Below are 18,912 nucleotides of genomic sequence, written 5' to 3'. Positions count from 1 at the left end.
GCCGCGGGGCGTTTTCCCTCCGATCCGCCAGGCGTTTCGGGAGAAGCCTTGATGAACACCGCCAATCTGCAGCTCGAGGGCATCTACACGGTCTTGGCCGCGCTCATCCAGGCGCTGGAGAAGAAGGAGATCCTCTCCTCCGAGGATCTCCTCGCCGCCCTCGACGAGGCCGAGCGGACCATCGAGACCGACGGCCGGCGGTCCGGCGACATCTCCCACGCCAACCTCGAGGCGATCCGCTTCCCGGTCCGCTACATGAAGGCGGTGGTCGGTCGCGGCCGCGACGGCGCGCCCCTGCCGGCCTTCGGCGAGGTCGCCACCTCGATCGGCCGCCGCAAGCCCGACTGATCGCGTTTGCGCGATGCGCTTTCCGGCGGAAAGTGGTTCCCCTTTCCGCCGGACGCGCTAGAACGGCACGGCCTGACCCATTCCCGGAGTCGCCCGTGACCGCCCCCCTGCCGCTCGCCGAAGCCAAGACCGCCGCCCGCCTGCTCGCCGCGGCCAACGCCCTCGGCGGCACCGTGGGCACGATCGCGGTCGGAACCGGCGGCCTCGTCGGCGCGGCCATGCTGGCGCCGGAGAACCGGGCGCTCGCCACGGTGCCGGTCTCCACCTTCATCATCGGCGGCGCGATCGCCTCCATCCCGGCCGCGCTCCTCATGCGCCGGATCGGCCGGCGGGCCGGCTTCATCACCGGCGCGCTCATCGGCTGCCTCGGCGCGCTCGCGGCCGCCGGCACGGTGGCGGCCGGGTCCTTCTGGCTTTTCTGCCTCGCCATGGCGGCCATGGGCGCGGCCAACGCGTTCAACCAGCAGTACCGGTTCGCCGCCGCCGACGCGGCCGAGCCCGCCTTCAAGCCGAAGGCGATCAGCTGGGTGCTCGTCGGCGGCATCGTCAACGCGGTGCTCGGCCCGCAGGCGTCCATCCATGGTCTCGACCTCCTGCCGGCCGTCCCCTACGCGGGGCCGTTCGTCATCATGGCGGGCCTCTTCGTGCTCACCGCGCTCCTCCTCACCCGGCTCCACGTGCCGCCGCCGCCGCCCCTCTCGCTCAAGGCCGCCGGCCGCCCGATCGGCCGGATCGTCGCCAACCTGCGCTTCGTGGTGGCGCTCTCCGCCGCGGTCGCGTCCTTCGCCCTCATGAGCTTCGTCATGACGGCGACCCCGCTCGCCATGATCGACCACCACCACGGCCATGCGGACGCCCAGCATGCCATCCAGTGGCACGTTCTCGCCATGTACGGGCCGAGCTTCTTCTCCGGCGGCCTCATCGCCCGGTTCGGCAAGGCCCCGGTGGTGGCGGCCGGCCTGCTCCTCATCGCCCTCGCGGCCGTGGTCGGGCTGATGGGCACCAGCCTCGGCCACTTCTTCACCGCGCTCGTCCTCCTCGGCGTCGGCTGGAACTTCGGCTTCGTCGGCGCCACCGCCATGGTGACCGAACTCTACCGCCCGGAGGAGGCCTTCCGCCTCCAGGCCTTCAACGACGCGGTTCTGTTCGGCTGCGTCGCCGCCGCGTCCTTCTCGTCCGGGCGGATTCTCGCGGTCAGCGGCTGGGAAATGGTGAACTGGATCGTCTTCCCGGTGGTCGCCGTCTGCCTCGCGCTGCTCGTCGTGGACGGAATGCGCCGCCCGGCCCAGGTCCCGCGTACGTAGACTGCCGACCTGCACGCTATTTCGGCGGAGGGACGGAGTTCTCCTGCTTGACGGCTCCCGCCCCTCCGATACCCTCCCCCTGAACCCGCCCGTCAAGGAGCGGGACCGACTCTTCGCCGGACCCGGCCCGCCAACGGGCACAACGACAAGAAACCGGGCCGGATCAAGCCTTTGAGGGGTCGAGAACGAGACTGGCCGAACCGGTTCGGTCGGCATTCGGGAGGGATCATGATCGCACTCTATTTGATCGTAGCCTGTGGGTTGCTATCCATTGCCTACGGCGTCTGGGCCATCCGCTCGGTGATGGCCGCGGACCCCGGTAGCCCGCGCATGCAGGAGATCGCCGGCTATGTGGCGGAAGGCGCCCAGGCCTACCTGCGTCGCCAGTACGTCACCATCGGCATCGTCGGGGTCGTGATTTTCGCGATCGTCGGGCTCCTGCTCGGCTGGCTCGTGGCCATCGGCTTCGCCATCGGGGCGGTGCTGTCGGCCGTCGCCGGCTTCATCGGCATGAACGTGTCGGTGCGCGCCAACGTCCGCACCGCCCAGGCGTCCACCATGTCGCTCGCCGGCGGCCTCGACATCGCCTTCAAGGCCGGCGCCGTCACCGGCATGCTGGTGGCCGGCCTCGCCCTCCTCGGCGTCGCCATCTACTACATGATCCTCACCGGTCCGCTCGAGCTGGCCCCCACCAGCCGCCCGGTCATCGACAGCCTCGTGGCGCTCGGCTTCGGCGCCTCGCTCATCTCCATCTTCGCCCGTCTCGGCGGCGGCATCTTCACCAAGGGCGCGGACGTCGGCGGCGACCTCGTCGGCAAGGTCGAGGCCGGCATCCCGGAGGACGACCCGCGCAACCCGGCCACCATCGCGGACAACGTCGGCGACAACGTGGGCGACTGCGCCGGCATGGCCGCCGACCTGTTCGAGACCTACGCGGTCACCGTCGTCGCCACCATGGTGCTCGCCGCCATCTTCTTCGGCGGCCAGGAGATCGTCTCCTCGGTGATGGTCTACCCGCTCGCCATCTGCGGCATCTGCATCGTCACGTCCATCATCGGCACCTTCTTCGTCCGCCTCGGCTCGAAGAATTCCATCATGGGCGCGCTCTACAAGGGCCTCTGGGCCACCACGCTCCTCTCCGCCGTCGGCGTCGCGGGCGCCACGTGGCTGACGGTCGGCTTCGGCGACATCGGCACGCCCATCGTGGACGGCGTGCAGCTCACCGGCCTCAACCTCTTCTTCTGCGGCCTCATCGGTCTCGGCGTCACCGGCGCGATCGTGTGGATCACCGAATACTACACGGGCATCGGCTTCCGGCCGGTGAAGTCCATCAGCCAGGCGTCCGTCACCGGTCACGGCACCAACGTCATCCAGGGCCTCGCGGTCTCGCTGGAATCGACCGCTCTGCCGACGTTGGTGATCGTCGTCGGCATCATCTCGACCTTCCAGCTCGCCGGCCTCTTCGGCACGGCGATCGCCGTCACCACCATGCTCGGCCTCGCCGGCATGATCGTGGCGCTCGACGCCTTCGGCCCGGTCACCGACAACGCCGGCGGCATCGCCGAGATGGCGGGCCTGCCGAAGGAGGTGCGCCAGACCACCGACGCCCTCGACGCGGTCGGCAACACCACCAAGGCCGTCACCAAGGGCTACGCGATCGGCTCCGCCGGCCTCGGCGCCCTGGTGCTCTTCGCCGCCTACAACTACGACCTCCAGTACTTCATCGCGGAGGCCAACAAGCCGGGCGCCACGGAATACGCCTTCTTCCAGGGCGTCACCCCGGACTTCCAGCTCTCCAACCCCTACGTGGTGGTCGGCCTCCTGTTCGGCGGCCTCATCCCCTACCTGTTCGGCGGCATCGCCATGACGGCGGTCGGCCGGGCGGCCGGCTCGATCGTCGAGGAGGTGCGGCACCAGTTCAAGAAGAAGCCGGGCATCATGACCGGCCACGACAAGCCCGACTACGGCCGCGCGGTGGACATCCTCACGAAGGCCGCCATCCGCGAGATGATCGTGCCCTCGCTCCTGCCGGTCCTCGCGCCCGTGGTCACCTTCTTCGCAGTCTACGCCATCGCGGGCAAGAGCCAGGCCTTCTCCGCCGTCGGCGCCATGCTGCTCGGCGTCATCGTGACCGGCCTCTTCGTGGCCATCTCGATGACGTCCGGCGGCGGCGCCTGGGACAACGCCAAGAAGTCGTTCGAGGACGGCTTCGTGGACGCCAACGGGGTGAAGCACTACAAGGGCTCCGACGCCCACAAGGCCTCCGTCACCGGCGACACCGTCGGCGACCCCTACAAGGACACCGCCGGCCCGGCGGTGAACCCCGCCATCAAGATCACCAACATCGTGGCGCTCCTCCTCCTCGCCGTGCTCGCCCACGGCTAGCGAGGGTCGAACGCTCCGAACACAAAAACCCCGCGGGCAACCGCGGGGTTTTTTCATGCGCCAAGGGGAGGGCACCGCGCGGCCCGTTGCCCCCTAACGCGACGACCGGCCCCTCATCCCCCACCGTCATCCCGGCGAACGCCGGGATCCAACCATCCCCGGCCACCCCGCCGCTGCCAGCTGGCCCCCACCGCCGGTTGGGCCCCGGCTTCCGCCGGGGTGACGCCTCGCCGAAACGGAAGCTGGAAAACACCTCCCGCCCGAACGTGACGACCGGCCCCTCATCCCCCACCGTCATCCCGGCGAACGCCGGGATCCAACCGTCCCCGGCCACCCCGCCGACGCCAGCAGGCCCCCACCGCCGGTTGGGCCCCGGCTTCCGCCGGGGTGACGCCTCGCCGAAACGGAAGCTGGAAAACACCTCCCGCCGCGAACGCGACGACCGGCCCCTCATCCCCCACCGTCATCCCGGCGAACGCCGGGATCCAACCGTCCCCGGCCACCCCGCCGACGCCAGTAGGCTCCCACCGCCGGTTGGGCCCCGGCTTTCGCCGGGGTGACGCCCTGCCGAAACGAAAGCTGGAAAACACCACCCGCCGCGACCGCGACGACCGGCCATCGTCCGCCGGGGTGACGCCCCGCGCGAACGAAAGCGTGCGGACTCGCGCCGTCGCGAACCGCCGCCCCTGCGACTCCCGCCGCCGCGACCTGCCCGTCCGCGCCCGGCCGCCGCCCTTACGGGCGCGCCTGGCTGTTGCCGAACGGGTTGGTGCGGCCCACCGAGCCGAGGATCTGCGAGATGAGGTTGAGGTCGGCGCCGCCCGCGCGGGTCCGGCGTTCGATGAAGTCGAACACGCGGCCGTCCTTCAGGCCGTAGTTCGCGATCTCGCGCACCGTGCCCTCTTCGGTGAAGTACACCGCCAGCACGCGCTGGTCGGTCACCGAGCGGCCGGTCCAGGGGCTGTCCTGGGTGGTCTGCGAGATGTAGTAGAAGGTGTCGCCCGCCAGCGTCGACGTGGTGGATGGGGTGCCGAGCACCAGGAGCACCTGCTCGCGCGAGGAGCCGACGGGCACCTGCTCCAGGGCGGATTCGGAGAGAACATAGCCGTGCTGGCGCGGAGGCGTGCCGCAGGCGGTGAGCGTGAGCGCGGTGACTGCGGTCAGGACCACCACTCGGGCGCACAGCTTGATCGTCATCATGTCCCCATCGAAGGCCGGTCTAGCGGAAGGCCGCCCGGCGCCGCCGCCCGGTCACGGGCGGCCGCTCGCCGACAGCTTGGCAACACGGTTATCCTGCGTTAGGTCACGAAGCAACGCCTATTGACGAGCCGCGCCGACGTCCGGCGTCCGGCGGACCCAGCGAGCACCCCGTTGCCATGATCCTGAACCTGTTCGGAAAACGCGGTCCGGATCCGGTCGCGGACCTTTACGTGGCGATCACCGCCGAGGCCAGGCGGCCCGACTATTTCGCCCGCATGGGCGTGCCGGACACCGTCGAGGGGCGGTTCGAACTCCTCATGCTGATGACAGGCCTCGTGCTCGCACGGCTGAACGGCGCCGGCGGCCCGCACCAGGACGAGGCCCGCCGGCTCAGCGAGGCGTTCTTCGACGACATGGACCGCACGCTGCGCGAGATCGGCGTCGGCGACCCGTCGATGCCGAAGAAGATGAAGAAGATCGCCGGCGCCTTCTTCGGCCGCACCGGCGCCTACCAGCAGGCGCTCGGCTCCGCCGATCAAGCGGCCTTGGAGCGGGCGCTCCGCCGCAATATCTATGAGGGCACGGGCGACGAGGCGTTCGAGATGATCCGCTCCGGCGGGTCCGCTCCGCCGGTGTCGGCGGACGACGTCGCGGCTCTTTCGGTCCACGTCCGCCGGATCGCCGCCGCCCTGTCGGCGACGCCCGCCGAGGCGATCGTCGCCGGGCCGTTCGCCTTTCCCGCTCCGGACCTTCCGTCCACGGACCAGACTCCATGACCCACGACCACACCCCCGCGCGGCCGCCGCGCTCACCTCTCTCCAAGCCCCAGTCGGTCACCGCGCTTCCCGCCAAGGGCACCACCGTGGTGATCGAGGCGAACGAGGCCGAGCGCGCGGCCATCGCCCGGGACATCGACATCCTGGCGGTCGACCGTCTCACCGCCACCTTCCTGGTCGCGCCCTGGCGCAAGCACGGCGTGAAGGTCACCGGCGAGGTGCGCGGCACCGTCCGGCAGGAATGCGTCGTCACCCTGGAGCCGGTCGTCGAGGAGGTGTTCGAGACGGTCGAGCTCACCTTCCTGCCGGAGAGCGAGATCGGCCCCGTCTCCGACGAGATCGAGATCGACCCGGAGGCCGCGGACCCGCCGGAGGCCCTGGAGGGCAACACGGTGGACCTCGGCGCCATCGCGGCCGAACACCTCGCGCTCGGGCTCGATCCCTACCCGAAGGCGCCCGGCGTCACCTTCGACGGCCTGATCGAGGACGACGGTTCGGCCGACGCGGTGACGCCCTTCGCGGCGCTCGCGTCGCTGAAAGGCAAGGGCGGCGGAGACGCGGGCGGCTGACGCCCTCCGCCGGCGCCCGCGAACCCATCCGGCCCGGCCGCCGTTCGGGCAGGCGACGCCGGTTCCGTTTCCGTGGAGCCACATCGGTGGCGAAACCGGCGGCGGGATGGTCCGTTGCGGCAGCTCGGCTTGTGTTTTTTCATTGTCTGGGCACCGCAACCGGGTATGGTCCGGCCGCGCCGAAGGCCGCCCGCGGGCCCGATCGGCGAAGGCATTGAGTTACGGTTTCCGATGGCCCAAGCGATGATCATTTCCGTCGACGTCATGGGGGGCGACCACGGTCCATCGGTCGTCATCCCGGGCTGCGACCTGCTCCTGTCGCGTCGTCCCGACGTGCGCTTCGCCCTGTTCGGCGACGAGGCGGTCGTCCGGCCGCTTCTCGACAAGCATCCCCGGGTCCGCGAAGCCTCCACCTTCACCCATTGCGAGGTGACGGTCGGCATGGACGAGAAGCCCAGCCAGGCGCTCCGCCACGGCCGGCGCACGTCGTCCATGTGGAAGGCCATCGAGGTCGTGAAGCGCGGCGAGGCCAATGTGGCCGTGTCCGCCGGCAACACCGGCGCGCTCATGGCCATGTCGAAGATCTGCCTGCGCGGCCTCGCCGGCATCGAGCGTCCGGCCATCGCGGCCATCTGGCCGACGCTGCGCGCCGAATCCATCGTCCTCGACGTGGGCGCCACCGTCGGGGCGGACGCCCAGCAGCTGATGGATTTCGCCGTCATGGGCGGCGCCATGGCGCGGGCGCTGTTCCAGGTGGAATCGCCCACCATCGGCCTCCTCAACATCGGCGTGGAGGAGATGAAGGGCAACGAGGAGGTGCGCGCCGCCGGCCAGCTCCTGCGCGAATCGAACCTGCCGAACCTCACCTACATGGGCTTCGTGGAGGGCGACGACATCGGCCAGGGCAAGGTGGACGTGATCGTCACCGAGGGCTTCGCCGGCAATATCGCCCTGAAGACCGCCGAGGGCACCGCCCGGCAGGTGGGCGCCTATCTGCGCGCCGCCATGAGCCGCACCCTGTTCGCCCGCATCGGCTACCTGTTCGCCCGCACCGCCTTCCAGCGCCTGCGCGACAAGATGGACCCCCGTAAGCTGAACGGCGGCGTCTTCCTGGGGCTCAACGGCATCATCATCAAATCGCACGGCGGAACCGACGCGGAAGGCTTCGCGAGCGCGCTGGACCTTGGATTCGACATGGTTCGCAACGATCTGATGGCCAAGATCAACGCGGATCTCTCCGTCTATCATCGTGGAAGGCTCGGCGTCGCCAACGTCGAACCCTGAAAGGCATCGCTCTCGTGACCGTCACCCGCTCCGTCGTCATCGGGACCGGCAGCCACCTGCCCGCCCGCGTGGTCACCAACGACGAACTCGCAACGCGCGTGGAAACCTCCGACGAGTGGATCGTCCAGCGCACCGGCATCAAGCAGCGCTACATCGCCGCGCCGGAGGAGACGACCGCGAGCCTCGCCACCGAGGCCGCCCGCAAGGCCATGGCCGCCGCCGGCGTCACCGCCGACGACATCGATCTCGTCGTGCTGGCGACCGCCACCCCGGACAACACCTTCCCGGCCACGGCCGTGGAGGTGCAGGCGCGCCTCGGCATCACCCGCGGCGCCGCCTTCGACATGCAGGCCGTCTGCAGCGGCTTCATCTTCGCCATGACGACCGCCGACAGCATGATCCGCACCGGCCTCGCCAGGCGGGCGCTGGTCATCGGGGCGGAGACCTTCTCGCGCATCCTGGACTGGAGCGACCGCACCACCTGCGTGCTCTTCGGCGACGGCGCCGGCGCCGTCGTGATGGAAGGCCGGACCGGGGAGGGGACCAACGCCGATCGCGGCGTGCTCACCTCCCACCTGCGCTCCGACGGCCGCCACAAGGAGAAGCTCTACGTGGATGGCGGCGCATCCTCCACCGGCACGGTCGGCCATCTGCGCATGGAGGGCCGCGAGGTGTTCAAGTTCGCCGTCGGCGCCGTGACCGATGTGATCGAGGACGCCTTCTTGGCCACCGGCTTCGACGGCGACAGCATCGACTGGTTCGTGCCGCACCAGGCCAACCGGCGCATCATCGAAGGATCGGCCAAGAAGCTCGGCATCGACCTCGCCAAGGTCGTCATCACGGTGGACCGGCACGGCAACACGTCGGCCGCGTCCATCCCGCTCGCCATCGACGCGGCGGTGGCCGACGGACGCATCCGCGAGGGCGATGTGGTGCTCCTGGAGGCCATGGGCGGCGGATTCACCTGGGGATCGGTGATCGTGCGCTGGTGAACCGCGGCAAATTCGCAACGGGTCCGATTCGAGTTTCCAAATATCGTTATGTGGTAACGGGTTGGCCGTTGCCCCGGTTGACCGTGACAGACCACCGGCTTAGGGTGGCGGGCTTGAGCGCCCGTGTCCAATCCGAAGCTGTGAAGGCCTGAACGTTCACCAGGGAGACAACGACCGATGGGGGGCAAGACCGTCACGCGTGCCGATCTGTGTGAAGCCGTGTACCAGAAGGTGGGGCTGTCCCGCAGCGAGTCGGCCGAGCTCGTCGAGGCTGTGCTCTCCGAGATCGCCGATTGTCTGGTCACCGGCGAGTCCGTGAAGCTGTCCTCCTTCGGCACCTTCACCGTGCGCTCCAAGACCGAGCGGATCGGTCGCAACCCGAAGACCGGCGAGGAGGTGCCCATCCTTCCCCGCCGCGTGCTGGTGTTCAAGCCGAGCAACGTGCTGAAGCTGAGGATCAACGGCGAGGACGTCACCGACGCCGTCGACTGACCGGCGGAGAAGCAGGCAGGCGCCGGCGAACCGGCGCGGCGGAGCGGCCGTCCGACCGGCCGGCTCGAACCAGACCGGACCAGACGCCCGGCGGCCCGGTTCCAAGCAAGATGGGGCGGATAGCGACCCGTGGACAAATCACCCGACGCCTTCAGGACGATCAGCGAAGTGGCGGAAGACCTGGATCTTCCCCAGCACGTGCTTCGATTCTGGGAAACGCGGTTCAGCCAGATCCGGCCCATGAAGCGGGGCGGGGGTCGTCGCTACTATCGGCCGGACGACGTCGAGCTCCTGCGCGGCATCCGCCATCTTCTCTACGGCGAGGGCTACACCATCAAGGGCGTCCAGCGCATCCTCAAGGAGCAGGGCGTGCGCTTCGTCATGGAGATCTGGCGCAATCCCGGCATGCCCATCCCGGCCGACGGCGGCGCCCGCGGCGGCGCGCCCGGGTCGCGGCGGCTGCTGCCCGCCGGGTCGGAGCCGGACGACGGGGAGGACGAGGTGGTCTACGTGTCCGAGGACGACGAGGACGCGGACGACGTGCCGCCGCCTCCCGGCCCCGCCCGCGCCGGCGAGACGCCGAAGCCCGCCCGGCCGATCGGGGACGAGCCTCTGCCCGCCGGCATCCTGCCGGACGACATGCCGCCCCGCGGCGGCTTCCGCTTCATGGAGCGGTTCCGCAGTTCGGACGTCTCCCACCCGACCGGCGCCCTCTCGCGGGAGGACATTCGCCGCCTCCAGTCCACCCTGTTCGAGCTCCTGGAGTGCAAGCGCCTCCTGGACCAGACCCGCTGATCCGGACCCGGCCCCCCTCCGGCCCTGCCGGGCCGGCCGCCCCGACCGAATGGGCGGGCTCTCCCCCGGATGGGCGGACAACCATCCGCTCGCACGGGCCGGCGGCCCCCACCCGGATCGGCCGGCGGCCCCCGCCCGGATTGGCCGCTCGCGCCCGCCCAGATCGGCCGGCCGGCCCCCGCTCGGACCGGCCGGCGCCGCGATTGCCTCTTGTCCTTCAAGGCGGAAGGGGGTAAACCCCACGCCGTGCCGGATCTCGGCGTCGGCGGTCCGTGCCCTGGTGGGGCATGACCAGGTCTCCTCTTCGGACCGACGCCCCGCCACAAGGGCTTCTTTCCGCCGGGCAGTAGCGCAGCCTGGTTAGCGCACTAGTCTGGGGGACTAGGGGTCGGAGGTTCAAATCCTCTCTGCCCGACGGAAAGAAGCCCGACGGACCTTCGCTCCGCCGCCGATCGCCGCCCGCTTCGGGCCGCGCGCACCGGCCGGCGGTTCGAACGGCCTCCGGTCGGACGAGCATCGACAAGGGTCGTCGCCAGCCATGGCGGCGGCCCTTTTTTCGTGGTCGCCTCCGGTGCTCCCCGTCGGCCCGGGAACGCGGGTCCGCCACCCCCGTCACCCGCCGCCCCGTCACCCCGTCAGTGGTAGTGCTTGGAGCGGGGCAGGCGGCTCGCAAGGTTCGACACCAGGTCCCGGACCCGGTCGTTGAACATCTGCTCGTCGCACCATTCCTTGGCGGCGACCGCCGTCCGGAACTGCTGGCCCGTCCGCGGCTCCCGATTCTCCGGCGCCAGCAGGCAGGCCCAGGTGCCGTCCTTGGTGCGCCAGATCACCACGTCGTATTCGTCACAGCGATACTCGAGGACGTCATCGCTGACCGTCTTCCATTCCATCTTCATCGGAGTGCCTCTCTCGCGATGTCGGTGGGCAAAGGAAAGGTCGCCGGCGTCGTCTCGTCGGCGACCTCTCCAAGCGCCTCGGGGCTGAAGCGCGATCGGTGATCGATCGTTCGTACTGGGCCGTAGAACGGATCTCCACCGGGTCTGTTCCGCGGATGCTGTCTTTTTCTTCCCTTTTACTGCGCCGTGAGCTCAGCCTGAAAGCCGCAGGCCGCCCGCGCCGTTTCGGAAGGTCCGGTCGGGCCGCTGGACATGCAAAAAATACCGGTGATATGTCGCATCAGTGCCGCCAACGAGGGTCTCGACGACACCGCATCCATGGTAGACGATGTCAGAATTCGCTAGTCGTCTGCCGAACTTGCCGCGTCGGATTTATGCACAAACATGTATACGCCAAGATGAGCGCGCAGCTTGTGGATAACGACATCTTAACGGGACTGCCGCACGGTGGCCGGAGGAGGAAACCGATGACCGCCGCGACCGAGATCGAATCAGAGATCCGGGTGGGGGAACCCGCCACGGCCACGCCGGCGCTTCCGCCGGCTCCGTCGGCAGCCGAGGTGCTGGCGACCGACCTTCCCGCCCCGAAGGGGCCGATGCTCACGCTCGCCCTGGTGGCGGGCGCCGCGGCCTTCTTCGCCGCCTCGGCGATCGTGATCGGCTGGATGACGGACTGACCCTCGCCAGCCCTCAACGCCGCCGACGCCGGCCCGTGACGCGCCTGAGGATGCGCGACAGTTCCTCCACCGCATAGGGCTTCTGCAGGAGTTCGAACCCGTGCCGCCCTTCCTCGGCGAGCACGTGGCTGTAGCCGCTGGTCAGCACCACCGGCAGGCCGGGATGACGCCTGCGGATCTCCCGGCCGAGTTCCACGCCGTTGATCCCGGGCATGATGACGTCGGAGAATACCACGTCGAAGTCGCCCGGCCGCTCGGCCAGGATGGCGAGCGCCTCGTTGGCGTTCGCCGCCCACGTGGTCTCGTAGCCGAGGTCCTGCAGGCTTTGGGTGGAGAAGCGGCCCACCTCGATGTTGTCCTCCACCACCAGCACCCGCCGGCCCCGGCCCATCTCCTCGCCGATCGCCTCGCCCGCGTCGGCCACCTCGTCGGTGTCGTCCGGGGCGTTCACGCGCGGCAGATAGAGGGTGAAGGTGGTGCCCTTGCCGGGCGTGCTCTCCACCGCCACGTCGCCGCCCGACTGCTTGGCGAAGCCGTAGACCTGCGAAAGGCCGAGCCCCGTGCCCTTGCCCACCTCCTTCGTGGTGTAGAAGGGCTCGAACACGTGCGGCAGCTGCTCCGGGGCCATGCCGGCGCCCGTGTCGGTCAGCGACACGCACACGAACTCGCCGTCGCCGCCCGCATGGTCGCGGATCGCCGGCATCCGGTCGACGGCGCGCACCGCGATGGCGAGCCGGCCTTCGCTATCCATGGCGTCGCGCGCGTTCACCGCCATGTTGACGAGAGCCGTCTCGAACTGGCTGACGTCCGCCTCCACGTGGCATTCCTCGCAGCCGACGTCCGTGGTGATCTCGATCCGGCTGCCGACCAGCGTCCGCAACATGTCGCTGATCGTCTCCACCCGGGCCGGCACGTTGAACACCTCCGGCTTCAGCGCCTGGCGCCGGGCGAACGCCAGAAGCTGGCCGGTCAGCTTGGCGGCGCGCTCCACGGTCTCGACGATCGCGTCCACATAACGCCGCCGCCGCTCCTCCGGCAGGTCGCGCCGGCGCAGGAAGTCCACCGACGTGCGCACGATGGTGAGGAGGTTGTTGAAGTCGTGCGCGACGCCGCCGGTCAACTGGCCGATCGCCTCCATCTTCTGCGACTGGCGCAGCGCTTCCTCGGTCCGGGCGCGCTCCTTCACCTCCTGGAGCACGCGGCTCTCCAGCGTCTCGTTCAGGTTCCGCAGCGCCTCCTCGGCCCGCTTGCGCTCGGCGATCTCCCGCTGGGAGGCCCGGTACAGGCTGGCATTGTCGATGGCGATCGCCGCCTGTCCGGCGACGCCGATCAGCAGCTGCTCGTGCTCGTGGGTGAACATCCCGGTCTTGCGGTGCCCGAAGAACAGCCCGCCGAGCACGGCCCCGGACCGGGACACGACCGGGACCGCCAGGTAGCTCCGCACCGGCAGGTGGCCTTCGGGCATGCCGCGATGGGGCGCCCTCTGGCCATAGCGCGGGTCCTTCACGATGTCGTCGGAGCGGATCACGCTTTCCCCGGTGAAGGTGGGCTTGAACACCGGCGTGTTGCGCGGCATCGGAAAGCGCGCGAAATCCTCGCGCGCCGCGCCTGCCAGGGCATAGAGCGTGTAGTGCTCCCCGGCCTCGTCGGTCACGTTATAGAAGAAGGCGCCGAAGTCCGCCCCGGCCAGCGCGGTCCCGGCGTCGACCGCCGCCTGCACCAGCTTGTCCAGGTCCAGTTCCGACGCGAGCGTCGCCCCCACCCGGTTCAGGATGGTCAGCCGCTCCGTCTCCCGCGACAGGTTCCGTTCCGCCTGGTGGCGTTCGGAGATGTCCGTGTGGACGCCCACCCATTCGGTCACGTTGCCGTCCCGGTCCAGCACGGGGATCGCCCGGACGGAGAACATCCGCCACTCGCCGTCGCGCCGCCGCACCCGGTGCTGGAATTCGAACGGAGCCCGCGTCCGCACTGCCTGCCGCCAGGCCGCGACCGTTCCCTCCACATCGTCCGGATGGACCGCTTCCGACCAGCCGTAGCCCTCGTATTTCTCGAAGGTCTGGCCGGTCAGCGCCGTCCAACCCGGCTGGTGGCCCACCATCCGGCCCTCGCCGCTATTGGTCCAGAGCACGCCCTGCAAGGCTTCCACCGCGGCGCGGAAGCGGCCCTCGCTGATCACGCGCTCCTCGTCCGCGTGGGCCCGCTCGATGGCCGAGGCGGCGAACTGGGCGAGCTGGACGATGATCGCCTCGTCCGTCTCGTCGAAGTCCCCGTCCACCTTGTCGGAGAGCTGGATCAGGCCGAGGTTGCGCCCGTCGCTGCCCACGAAGGCGGTGGCCAGCCAACCGCGCATGGGCGGGTGCTCGTTGGCGTGCCCGCCGAAGCCGCGCCAGCGCGGGTGCGCCTCCAGCTCGGCTTCTGTCATCCGCACCGTGCGATTGCCCTCGCAGACCCAGCCATAGATGCCGGACCCGTCGGGCCGGTCCGCGTAGTCGTTCCAGGCCGCATATTTGTCGGACATCGAGGTCGCGGTCACGGCCTGCGACCAGTCGGGGCCGCGCGTGATGCTGCTCACCGCTTGGTGCGCGCCGATGATGCGCCGGGCCTCGTCCGTGATCGCCTGGAGCGTCCCCTTCAGCCCGGTGGTCGACATGATCGTCCGGGCGGCATGCGCAAGCGACCGCATCTGCTCCAGGTGGCGCAGCTGGTTGCGCTCGGCCTGGAGGTGTTCCGTCCGGTCCCTCATGATCTTGAGGAAGCCGCCGGAGCCGTCCCGAAGCGTCATCAGCAGCCCGCTTGCGAAGAAGCGGTCGCCGTCCTTGCGCGCGTGCCAGCGCTCGTCTTCCGCGGTCCCGTTCCTCAGCGCCGTCGCGCGCTCCTGCTGAGGTGCGCCGGCCGCGATGTCCTCCGGCACGAAGACCATGTCGGCGCTCCGGCCCAGCATCTCGTCTTCCGACCAGCCAAGCAGCCGCCGCGCCCCCTCGTTCCAGGAGGTCACCAGGCTGTCCTTGTCCATGGTGATGATCGCATAGGCGACGGCGCTCTGGCGCAGCGCGTCCGCCACCCCCGCCTCGTGGGCATCACCGGCCGTCCTGTCCCGGCCGTCGCCTCCTTCGGATCCGATCGATGTCAAGGCGGTTTCCGAGCCCTCCAGCCGTGGTCGTCAACGCGGTTCGATCAGCGGGGTTTCCCGGCATGCGCAATATCCCGGGCGACGTGCGGCAGCACCGACGTGCCATAAGCCTCGATGAAAGCGTCCTGGTTCCGCCCGAGCGCGTGCACCTGCAACTCGTCCGCCCCGAGGGCGGCGAACTCGGACAGCCAGTCCACATGTTGCTGGGCGCTCGCCGACACCAGATAGGACGAGCGCACGTCCTCCGGCCGCACGAAGCGGGTGGCGAGATCGAAATCGGCGGGCCGGCGCAGCTCCCAGTTCACGTCGCCGCCGATGATGTTCGGCGCCCACTGCTGGTGCGCCTCGCGCAGGGCCTCGTCCTCGGTCGCGCCCCAGGACACCGCCATCTGGATCATGATCGGCTTGCCCTCGCCGCCGCCGCGCCGGAAGGCGTCCATCACCTTGCGCAGCTGATCCGGCTCGGCGTGCACGGTGATCATCCCGTCCGCCCAGCTCCCCAGCCATTCGGCCGTCGCCTCCGAGACCGCCGCGCCGATCAGCTTCGGCGGCCGCGCCGGCCGGGTGTAGAGCTTCGCCTCGATGCAGGTGATCCGGCCCCGGTGCGTCACCGTCTCGCCCGCCAGAAGCGCGCGGATCACGTCCACGCACTCGCGCAGCCGGGCGTTCCGCTCCGCCTTCTCCGGCCAGGGCAGGCCGGTGATCGCCTCGTTGATGGCCTCGCCGCTGCCGAGCGCCAGCCACAGCCGGTCGGGAAACATCTCCAGAAGCGTCGCGGCGCCCTGGGCGATGATGGCCGGGTGATAGCGCCAGCCCGGCGCCGAGATGATGCCGAACGGCAGTCGCGTCGCCTGCATGGCCGCGCCGAGCCACGACCACGCGAACCCGGACTGCCCCTGCCGGTCGCTCCACGGGTGGAAATGGTCCGACGACATGGCGCAGTCGAACCCGGCTTCCTCCGCCATCGTGACCCAGCGCAGAAGGTTGCTCGGGGCGAACTGCTCGTGCGAGGCGTGATAGCCGATGCGGACCATGGGATGCGCTCTCCTGACCGGGAGCGACCGCAACCCGGTCCCGCCGGCCTGTGTTCCGGCTCGCGGCGATCACTACAAATTTCCGTTCACCCCGCGAACTTTGTCGATCGCTCCGGGGTTTGAGGAAGCCGTTCACCAAGAGGCTTCCCATGACCGCCCCGTCCCGCCGTCTGCCTGTCGTCGCCACCCTCGCCAGGCGCGAGGTCCGCCGGGGCGGGGAGGGGGCGGGCGGTCCCGTCCGGGCGGTCGCGCCGGTTCCGACGGTCTGAGAGGGGCGACGATGACGGACGCCACCTCCCGCCCGGTTCCCCGCGCCACCTACCGCTTCCAGTTCAACGCCGACTTCGGCTTCGCCGCGGCCGCCGCCGTGGTGCCCTACGTGGCGAGGCTCGGCGTCAGCCACGTCTACGCCTCGCCCTTCCTGAAGGCCCGTCCCGGCAGCACCCACGGCTACGACATCGTGGACCACGGCCGGCTCAATCCCGAGCTCGGGTCCGACGCCGACTTCGAGACCTTCGTGTCGGCGCTCCGGGACAACGGCCTCGGCCTCATCCTTGACTTCGTGCCCAACCACATGGGCGTCGGCGGCGCCGACAATCCGTTCTGGCTCGACGTCCTGGAATGGGGCCGCGCCTCCGACTACGCCGGCTGGTTCGACATCGACTGGCACCCGGAAGCGCCGCACCTGGAGCGCAAGGTGCTGATCCCCGTGCTCGGCGACCACTACGGCAAGGTCCTGGAGGCCGGCGACCTGGACCTTCGCTTCGACCCGGAGGACGGCGCCTTCGCGGTCTGGGCCTACGGCACCCACAAGCTGCCGATCCATCCGGTCTGCTACGCCCGGGTCCTCCACACCTGCCACGCCGCCCTGGAGCGGCTCGGCGACGCCTTCTCGCACCTGGAGGCCTACCGGCCGCACGAGCGGCGGCGGGTGGCGGAGCTGAAGGCGGAACTCGCCGACCGCGCCCGCGATCCGGCCCTCCGGTCCGCCATCGACAAGGCGCTCGCCCGCTATCGCGGCACGGCGGGCGACCTTGAGAGCTGGTCCCGCCTCGACCGCCTGATCCAGGACCAGAGCTGGCGCGTCGCCTTCTTCCGGGTGGCGGCGGACGACATCAACTACCGCCGCTTCTTCAACGTCAACGAGCTCGCCGGCGTGCGCATCGAACACCAGGAGCTGTTCGAGCACGCCCACCGGCTGGTGTTCGACCTGATCGACCGAGGCATCCTCGATGGCCTCAGGATCGACCACATCGACGGCCTCCTCGACCCGAAGACCTATTGCCATCGCCTCCGCGAGAGGGCGCCGAAACCCATCTACCTCGTGGTGGAGAAGATCCTCGCCGAGCACGAGCCGCTCCGGCCCGACTGGGACGTGGACGGCACCACCGGCTACGAGGTCACCAACCTCCTCACCGGCGTCCTCACGGACCCGGCCGGCGAGCGGACCCTGACGGAGAGCTACCGCGCCTTCACCGGCCAGACCCAGTCCTTCCCGGCCATCGTGCGCGCGTCGAAGCTCGCCATCATGGACAACGAGATGGCCGGCGAGCTCAACACGCTCGCCCGCGACGCCGCCCGGATCGCCCGCTCCAACCCGCGCACCGCCGACTTCACCCAGAACGTGCTCCGCCGCGCCCTGAAGGAGATCGTGGCGGCCTTCAAGGTCTACCGCACCTACGTGGACGCGGACGGCGCGTCCGCGGAGGACCTCGCCGAGCTCGGCGGCGCGATCGAGCAGGCCCGCGTCAAGGCGTCCGCCATCGACCCGTCCGTGTTCGACTTCCTGGAGAGCATCCTCAGCGTCCGGGCGACCGCCGAGCCCGGCAGCGGCTTCAGCCACCAGGAGGTGCTGCGGCTCGCCATGCGCTTCCAGCAGTACACCGGCCCGGTCATGGCCAAGGGCCTGGAGGACACCGCCTTCTACCGCTATAACCGCTTCGTCGCCGCCAACGAGGTCGGCGGCGAGCCGGAGACGATCTCCACCTCGGTCGAGGCCTTCCACAGGGCCAACCTGGAGCGGCTGGAGCGCACGCCCGCCGCCATGCTGACCACCTCGACCCACGACACCAAGCGCGGCGAGGACACGCGCGCCCGTCTCGCCGTCCTCTCCGAGATGGCGGACGCCTATGCGGACGCCGTCCGGGGCTGGTCGGAGACCCTCGCCGGGGACGGTGCGCCGGGCTTCGACCGAAACGACGAATACCTCCTCTACCAGCTCCTCGTCGGCGCCTGGCCGGCCGACCTCGGCTTCGGCGACGCGGAGGGACTCGCCGGGTTCCGCGAGCGCATCTCCGGCGCCATGCTGAAGTCGATCCGCGAGGCCAAGACCCGCACCAACTGGTCGCGCCCGAACGCCGACTACGAGGGCGCCCTCCAGGCCTTCATCGACCGGGCGTTCGCGTCGGAGGCCTTCCAGGAAAGCTTCCTCGCCTTCCACACCCGCGTGGCCGAGCTCGGCGCGTGCAATTCGCTCGCCCAGGCGGTCCTGAAGCTCACCGTCCCCGGCGTGCCCGACATCTACCAGGGCGCCGAGCACTGGGAGCTCAGCCTCGTCGACCCGGACAACCGCCGCCCGGTGGACTATGCCCTCCGGCAGGCCATCCTGGAGCGGGACGGCGTCTCCCTCGATCCCGCCGCGCTCCGCAACGGCACAGCCAAGACGGTCGCGATCGCCCGCCTTCTCGCGGCCCGCCGGGCGCGCCCGGCGCTGTTCGCCAGCGGCAGCTACGAGCCGATCGACACCGGCACCGACCAGGTGGTCGGCTTCCAGCGGGTGCTCGGCGCCGACCGGCTCACGGTCCTCGTCCGCCGCTTCCCGTCGAAGCCGCTGCCGACCCTGTCGATCGGCCTCGATGCGGCCACCGCGCACGACCTCGTGCGTGCCGCCGCCGTGGACCTCTCCGGCGGCCGCCTCGCCGCGCTTCTCGGCGAGCTCCCGGCGCTCGTGCTCCACGACGGGCCCATGCCGATCGCCTGACCTCCCGCGCACCGGACCGGCGCGACCCCGCCGGCTCCGGACCCGCCGTC

At 70.2% G+C, this 18,912-nt stretch carries 15 protein-coding genes and 1 tRNA gene; 12 read left to right on the top strand and 4 right to left on the bottom strand.

The window, feature by feature from the left end; translation table 11 throughout:
• Positions 1 to 51 precede the first annotated feature (51 nt).
• The 3 genes from HND91_RS13875 (at position 52) to HND91_RS13865 (ending at position 4,037) form a co-directional block, all read left to right on the top strand.
• On the top strand, positions 52 to 348 hold the full coding sequence (locus tag HND91_RS13875; protein WP_181707188.1) for a hypothetical protein: 297 nt from the start codon (positions 52 to 54) through the stop codon (positions 346 to 348).
• A gap of 95 nt (positions 349 to 443) precedes the next feature.
• Complete coding sequence (locus HND91_RS13870) at positions 444 to 1,652, top strand: MFS transporter (protein ID WP_181707187.1); 1,209 nt, start codon at positions 444 to 446, stop codon at positions 1,650 to 1,652.
• Positions 1,653 to 1,880: 228 nt separating this feature from the next.
• A complete protein-coding gene (locus HND91_RS13865; RefSeq protein WP_181707186.1) occupies positions 1,881 to 4,037 on the top strand; it encodes a sodium-translocating pyrophosphatase in 2,157 nt (718 codons plus the stop codon).
• Positions 4,038 to 4,772: 735 nt separating this feature from the next.
• Here HND91_RS13865 and HND91_RS13860 read toward each other — a convergent pair.
• A complete protein-coding gene (locus tag HND91_RS13860; protein ID WP_181707185.1) occupies positions 4,773 to 5,237 on the bottom strand; it encodes an outer membrane protein assembly factor BamE in 465 nt (154 codons plus the stop codon).
• A gap of 176 nt (positions 5,238 to 5,413) precedes the next feature.
• Here HND91_RS13860 and HND91_RS13855 point away from each other — a divergent pair, with 176 nt between their 5' ends.
• From HND91_RS13855 to HND91_RS13825, 7 genes are all read left to right on the top strand, one after another.
• Positions 5,414 to 6,013: a ubiquinol-cytochrome C chaperone family protein gene (locus tag HND91_RS13855; RefSeq protein ID WP_181707184.1), complete on the top strand. Its 600-nt coding sequence runs from the start codon at positions 5,414 to 5,416 to the stop codon at positions 6,011 to 6,013.
• Positions 6,010 to 6,582, top strand: coding sequence for a DUF177 domain-containing protein (locus HND91_RS13850; RefSeq protein WP_181707183.1), 573 nt, complete (start codon positions 6,010 to 6,012; stop codon positions 6,580 to 6,582). Before HND91_RS13855 ends, HND91_RS13850 begins: the two co-directional genes overlap by 4 nt.
• A gap of 231 nt (positions 6,583 to 6,813) precedes the next feature.
• On the top strand, positions 6,814 to 7,866 hold the full coding sequence (gene plsX / locus HND91_RS13845; protein WP_181707182.1) for a phosphate acyltransferase PlsX: 1,053 nt from the start codon (positions 6,814 to 6,816) through the stop codon (positions 7,864 to 7,866).
• 14 nt (positions 7,867 to 7,880) lie between these two features.
• Positions 7,881 to 8,858 carry a beta-ketoacyl-ACP synthase 3 gene (locus HND91_RS13840; protein ID WP_181707181.1) on the top strand — a complete coding sequence of 326 codons (978 nt, stop codon included), beginning with the start codon at positions 7,881 to 7,883 and terminating at the stop codon, positions 8,856 to 8,858.
• A 177-nt stretch (positions 8,859 to 9,035) separates the two neighbouring features.
• Positions 9,036 to 9,350 (top strand): integration host factor subunit alpha, encoded by a 315-nt coding sequence (locus tag HND91_RS13835; protein WP_181707180.1) that lies wholly within the window; start codon positions 9,036 to 9,038, stop codon positions 9,348 to 9,350.
• Positions 9,351 to 9,479: 129 nt separating this feature from the next.
• Positions 9,480 to 10,145, top strand: coding sequence for a MerR family transcriptional regulator (locus HND91_RS13830; RefSeq protein WP_181707179.1), 666 nt, complete (start codon positions 9,480 to 9,482; stop codon positions 10,143 to 10,145).
• A 340-nt stretch (positions 10,146 to 10,485) separates the two neighbouring features.
• Positions 10,486 to 10,560: transfer RNA gene (locus HND91_RS13825), tRNA-Pro, on the top strand.
• A 220-nt stretch (positions 10,561 to 10,780) separates the two neighbouring features.
• Here the strand turns inward: HND91_RS13825 and HND91_RS13820 are convergent.
• A complete protein-coding gene (locus tag HND91_RS13820; protein WP_181707178.1) occupies positions 10,781 to 11,041 on the bottom strand; it encodes a hypothetical protein in 261 nt (86 codons plus the stop codon).
• A gap of 467 nt (positions 11,042 to 11,508) precedes the next feature.
• On the opposite strand from HND91_RS13820, the gene HND91_RS13815 reads away from it, so the two are divergent.
• Positions 11,509 to 11,718 (top strand): hypothetical protein, encoded by a 210-nt coding sequence (locus HND91_RS13815; protein WP_181707177.1) that lies wholly within the window; start codon positions 11,509 to 11,511, stop codon positions 11,716 to 11,718.
• A gap of 13 nt (positions 11,719 to 11,731) precedes the next feature.
• Here HND91_RS13815 and HND91_RS13810 read toward each other — a convergent pair whose 3' ends face one another.
• Both HND91_RS13810 and HND91_RS13805 read right to left on the bottom strand, forming a co-directional pair.
• Positions 11,732 to 14,848, bottom strand: a complete 3,117-nt coding sequence (locus tag HND91_RS13810; RefSeq protein ID WP_181707176.1) for a PAS domain S-box protein — start codon at positions 14,846 to 14,848, stop codon at positions 11,732 to 11,734.
• Positions 14,849 to 14,892: 44 nt separating this feature from the next.
• Complete coding sequence (locus HND91_RS13805) at positions 14,893 to 15,882, bottom strand: TIGR03885 family FMN-dependent LLM class oxidoreductase (protein WP_181707175.1); 990 nt, start codon at positions 15,880 to 15,882, stop codon at positions 14,893 to 14,895.
• Between the two features lie 280 nt (positions 15,883 to 16,162).
• Between HND91_RS13805 and treY the strand changes: the two genes are divergently transcribed.
• Positions 16,163 to 18,862: a malto-oligosyltrehalose synthase gene (gene treY, locus HND91_RS13800; RefSeq protein ID WP_181707174.1), complete on the top strand. Its 2,700-nt coding sequence runs from the start codon at positions 16,163 to 16,165 to the stop codon at positions 18,860 to 18,862.
• The last annotated feature ends 50 nt before the right edge of the window (positions 18,863 to 18,912 follow it).

Origin of the sequence: Chthonobacter rhizosphaerae, from assembly GCF_013839525.1 — a bacterium.
GTDB lineage: Bacteria > Pseudomonadota > Alphaproteobacteria > Rhizobiales > Pleomorphomonadaceae > Chthonobacter > Chthonobacter rhizosphaerae.
This window is presented reverse-complemented; position numbering and strand designations above follow the sequence as displayed.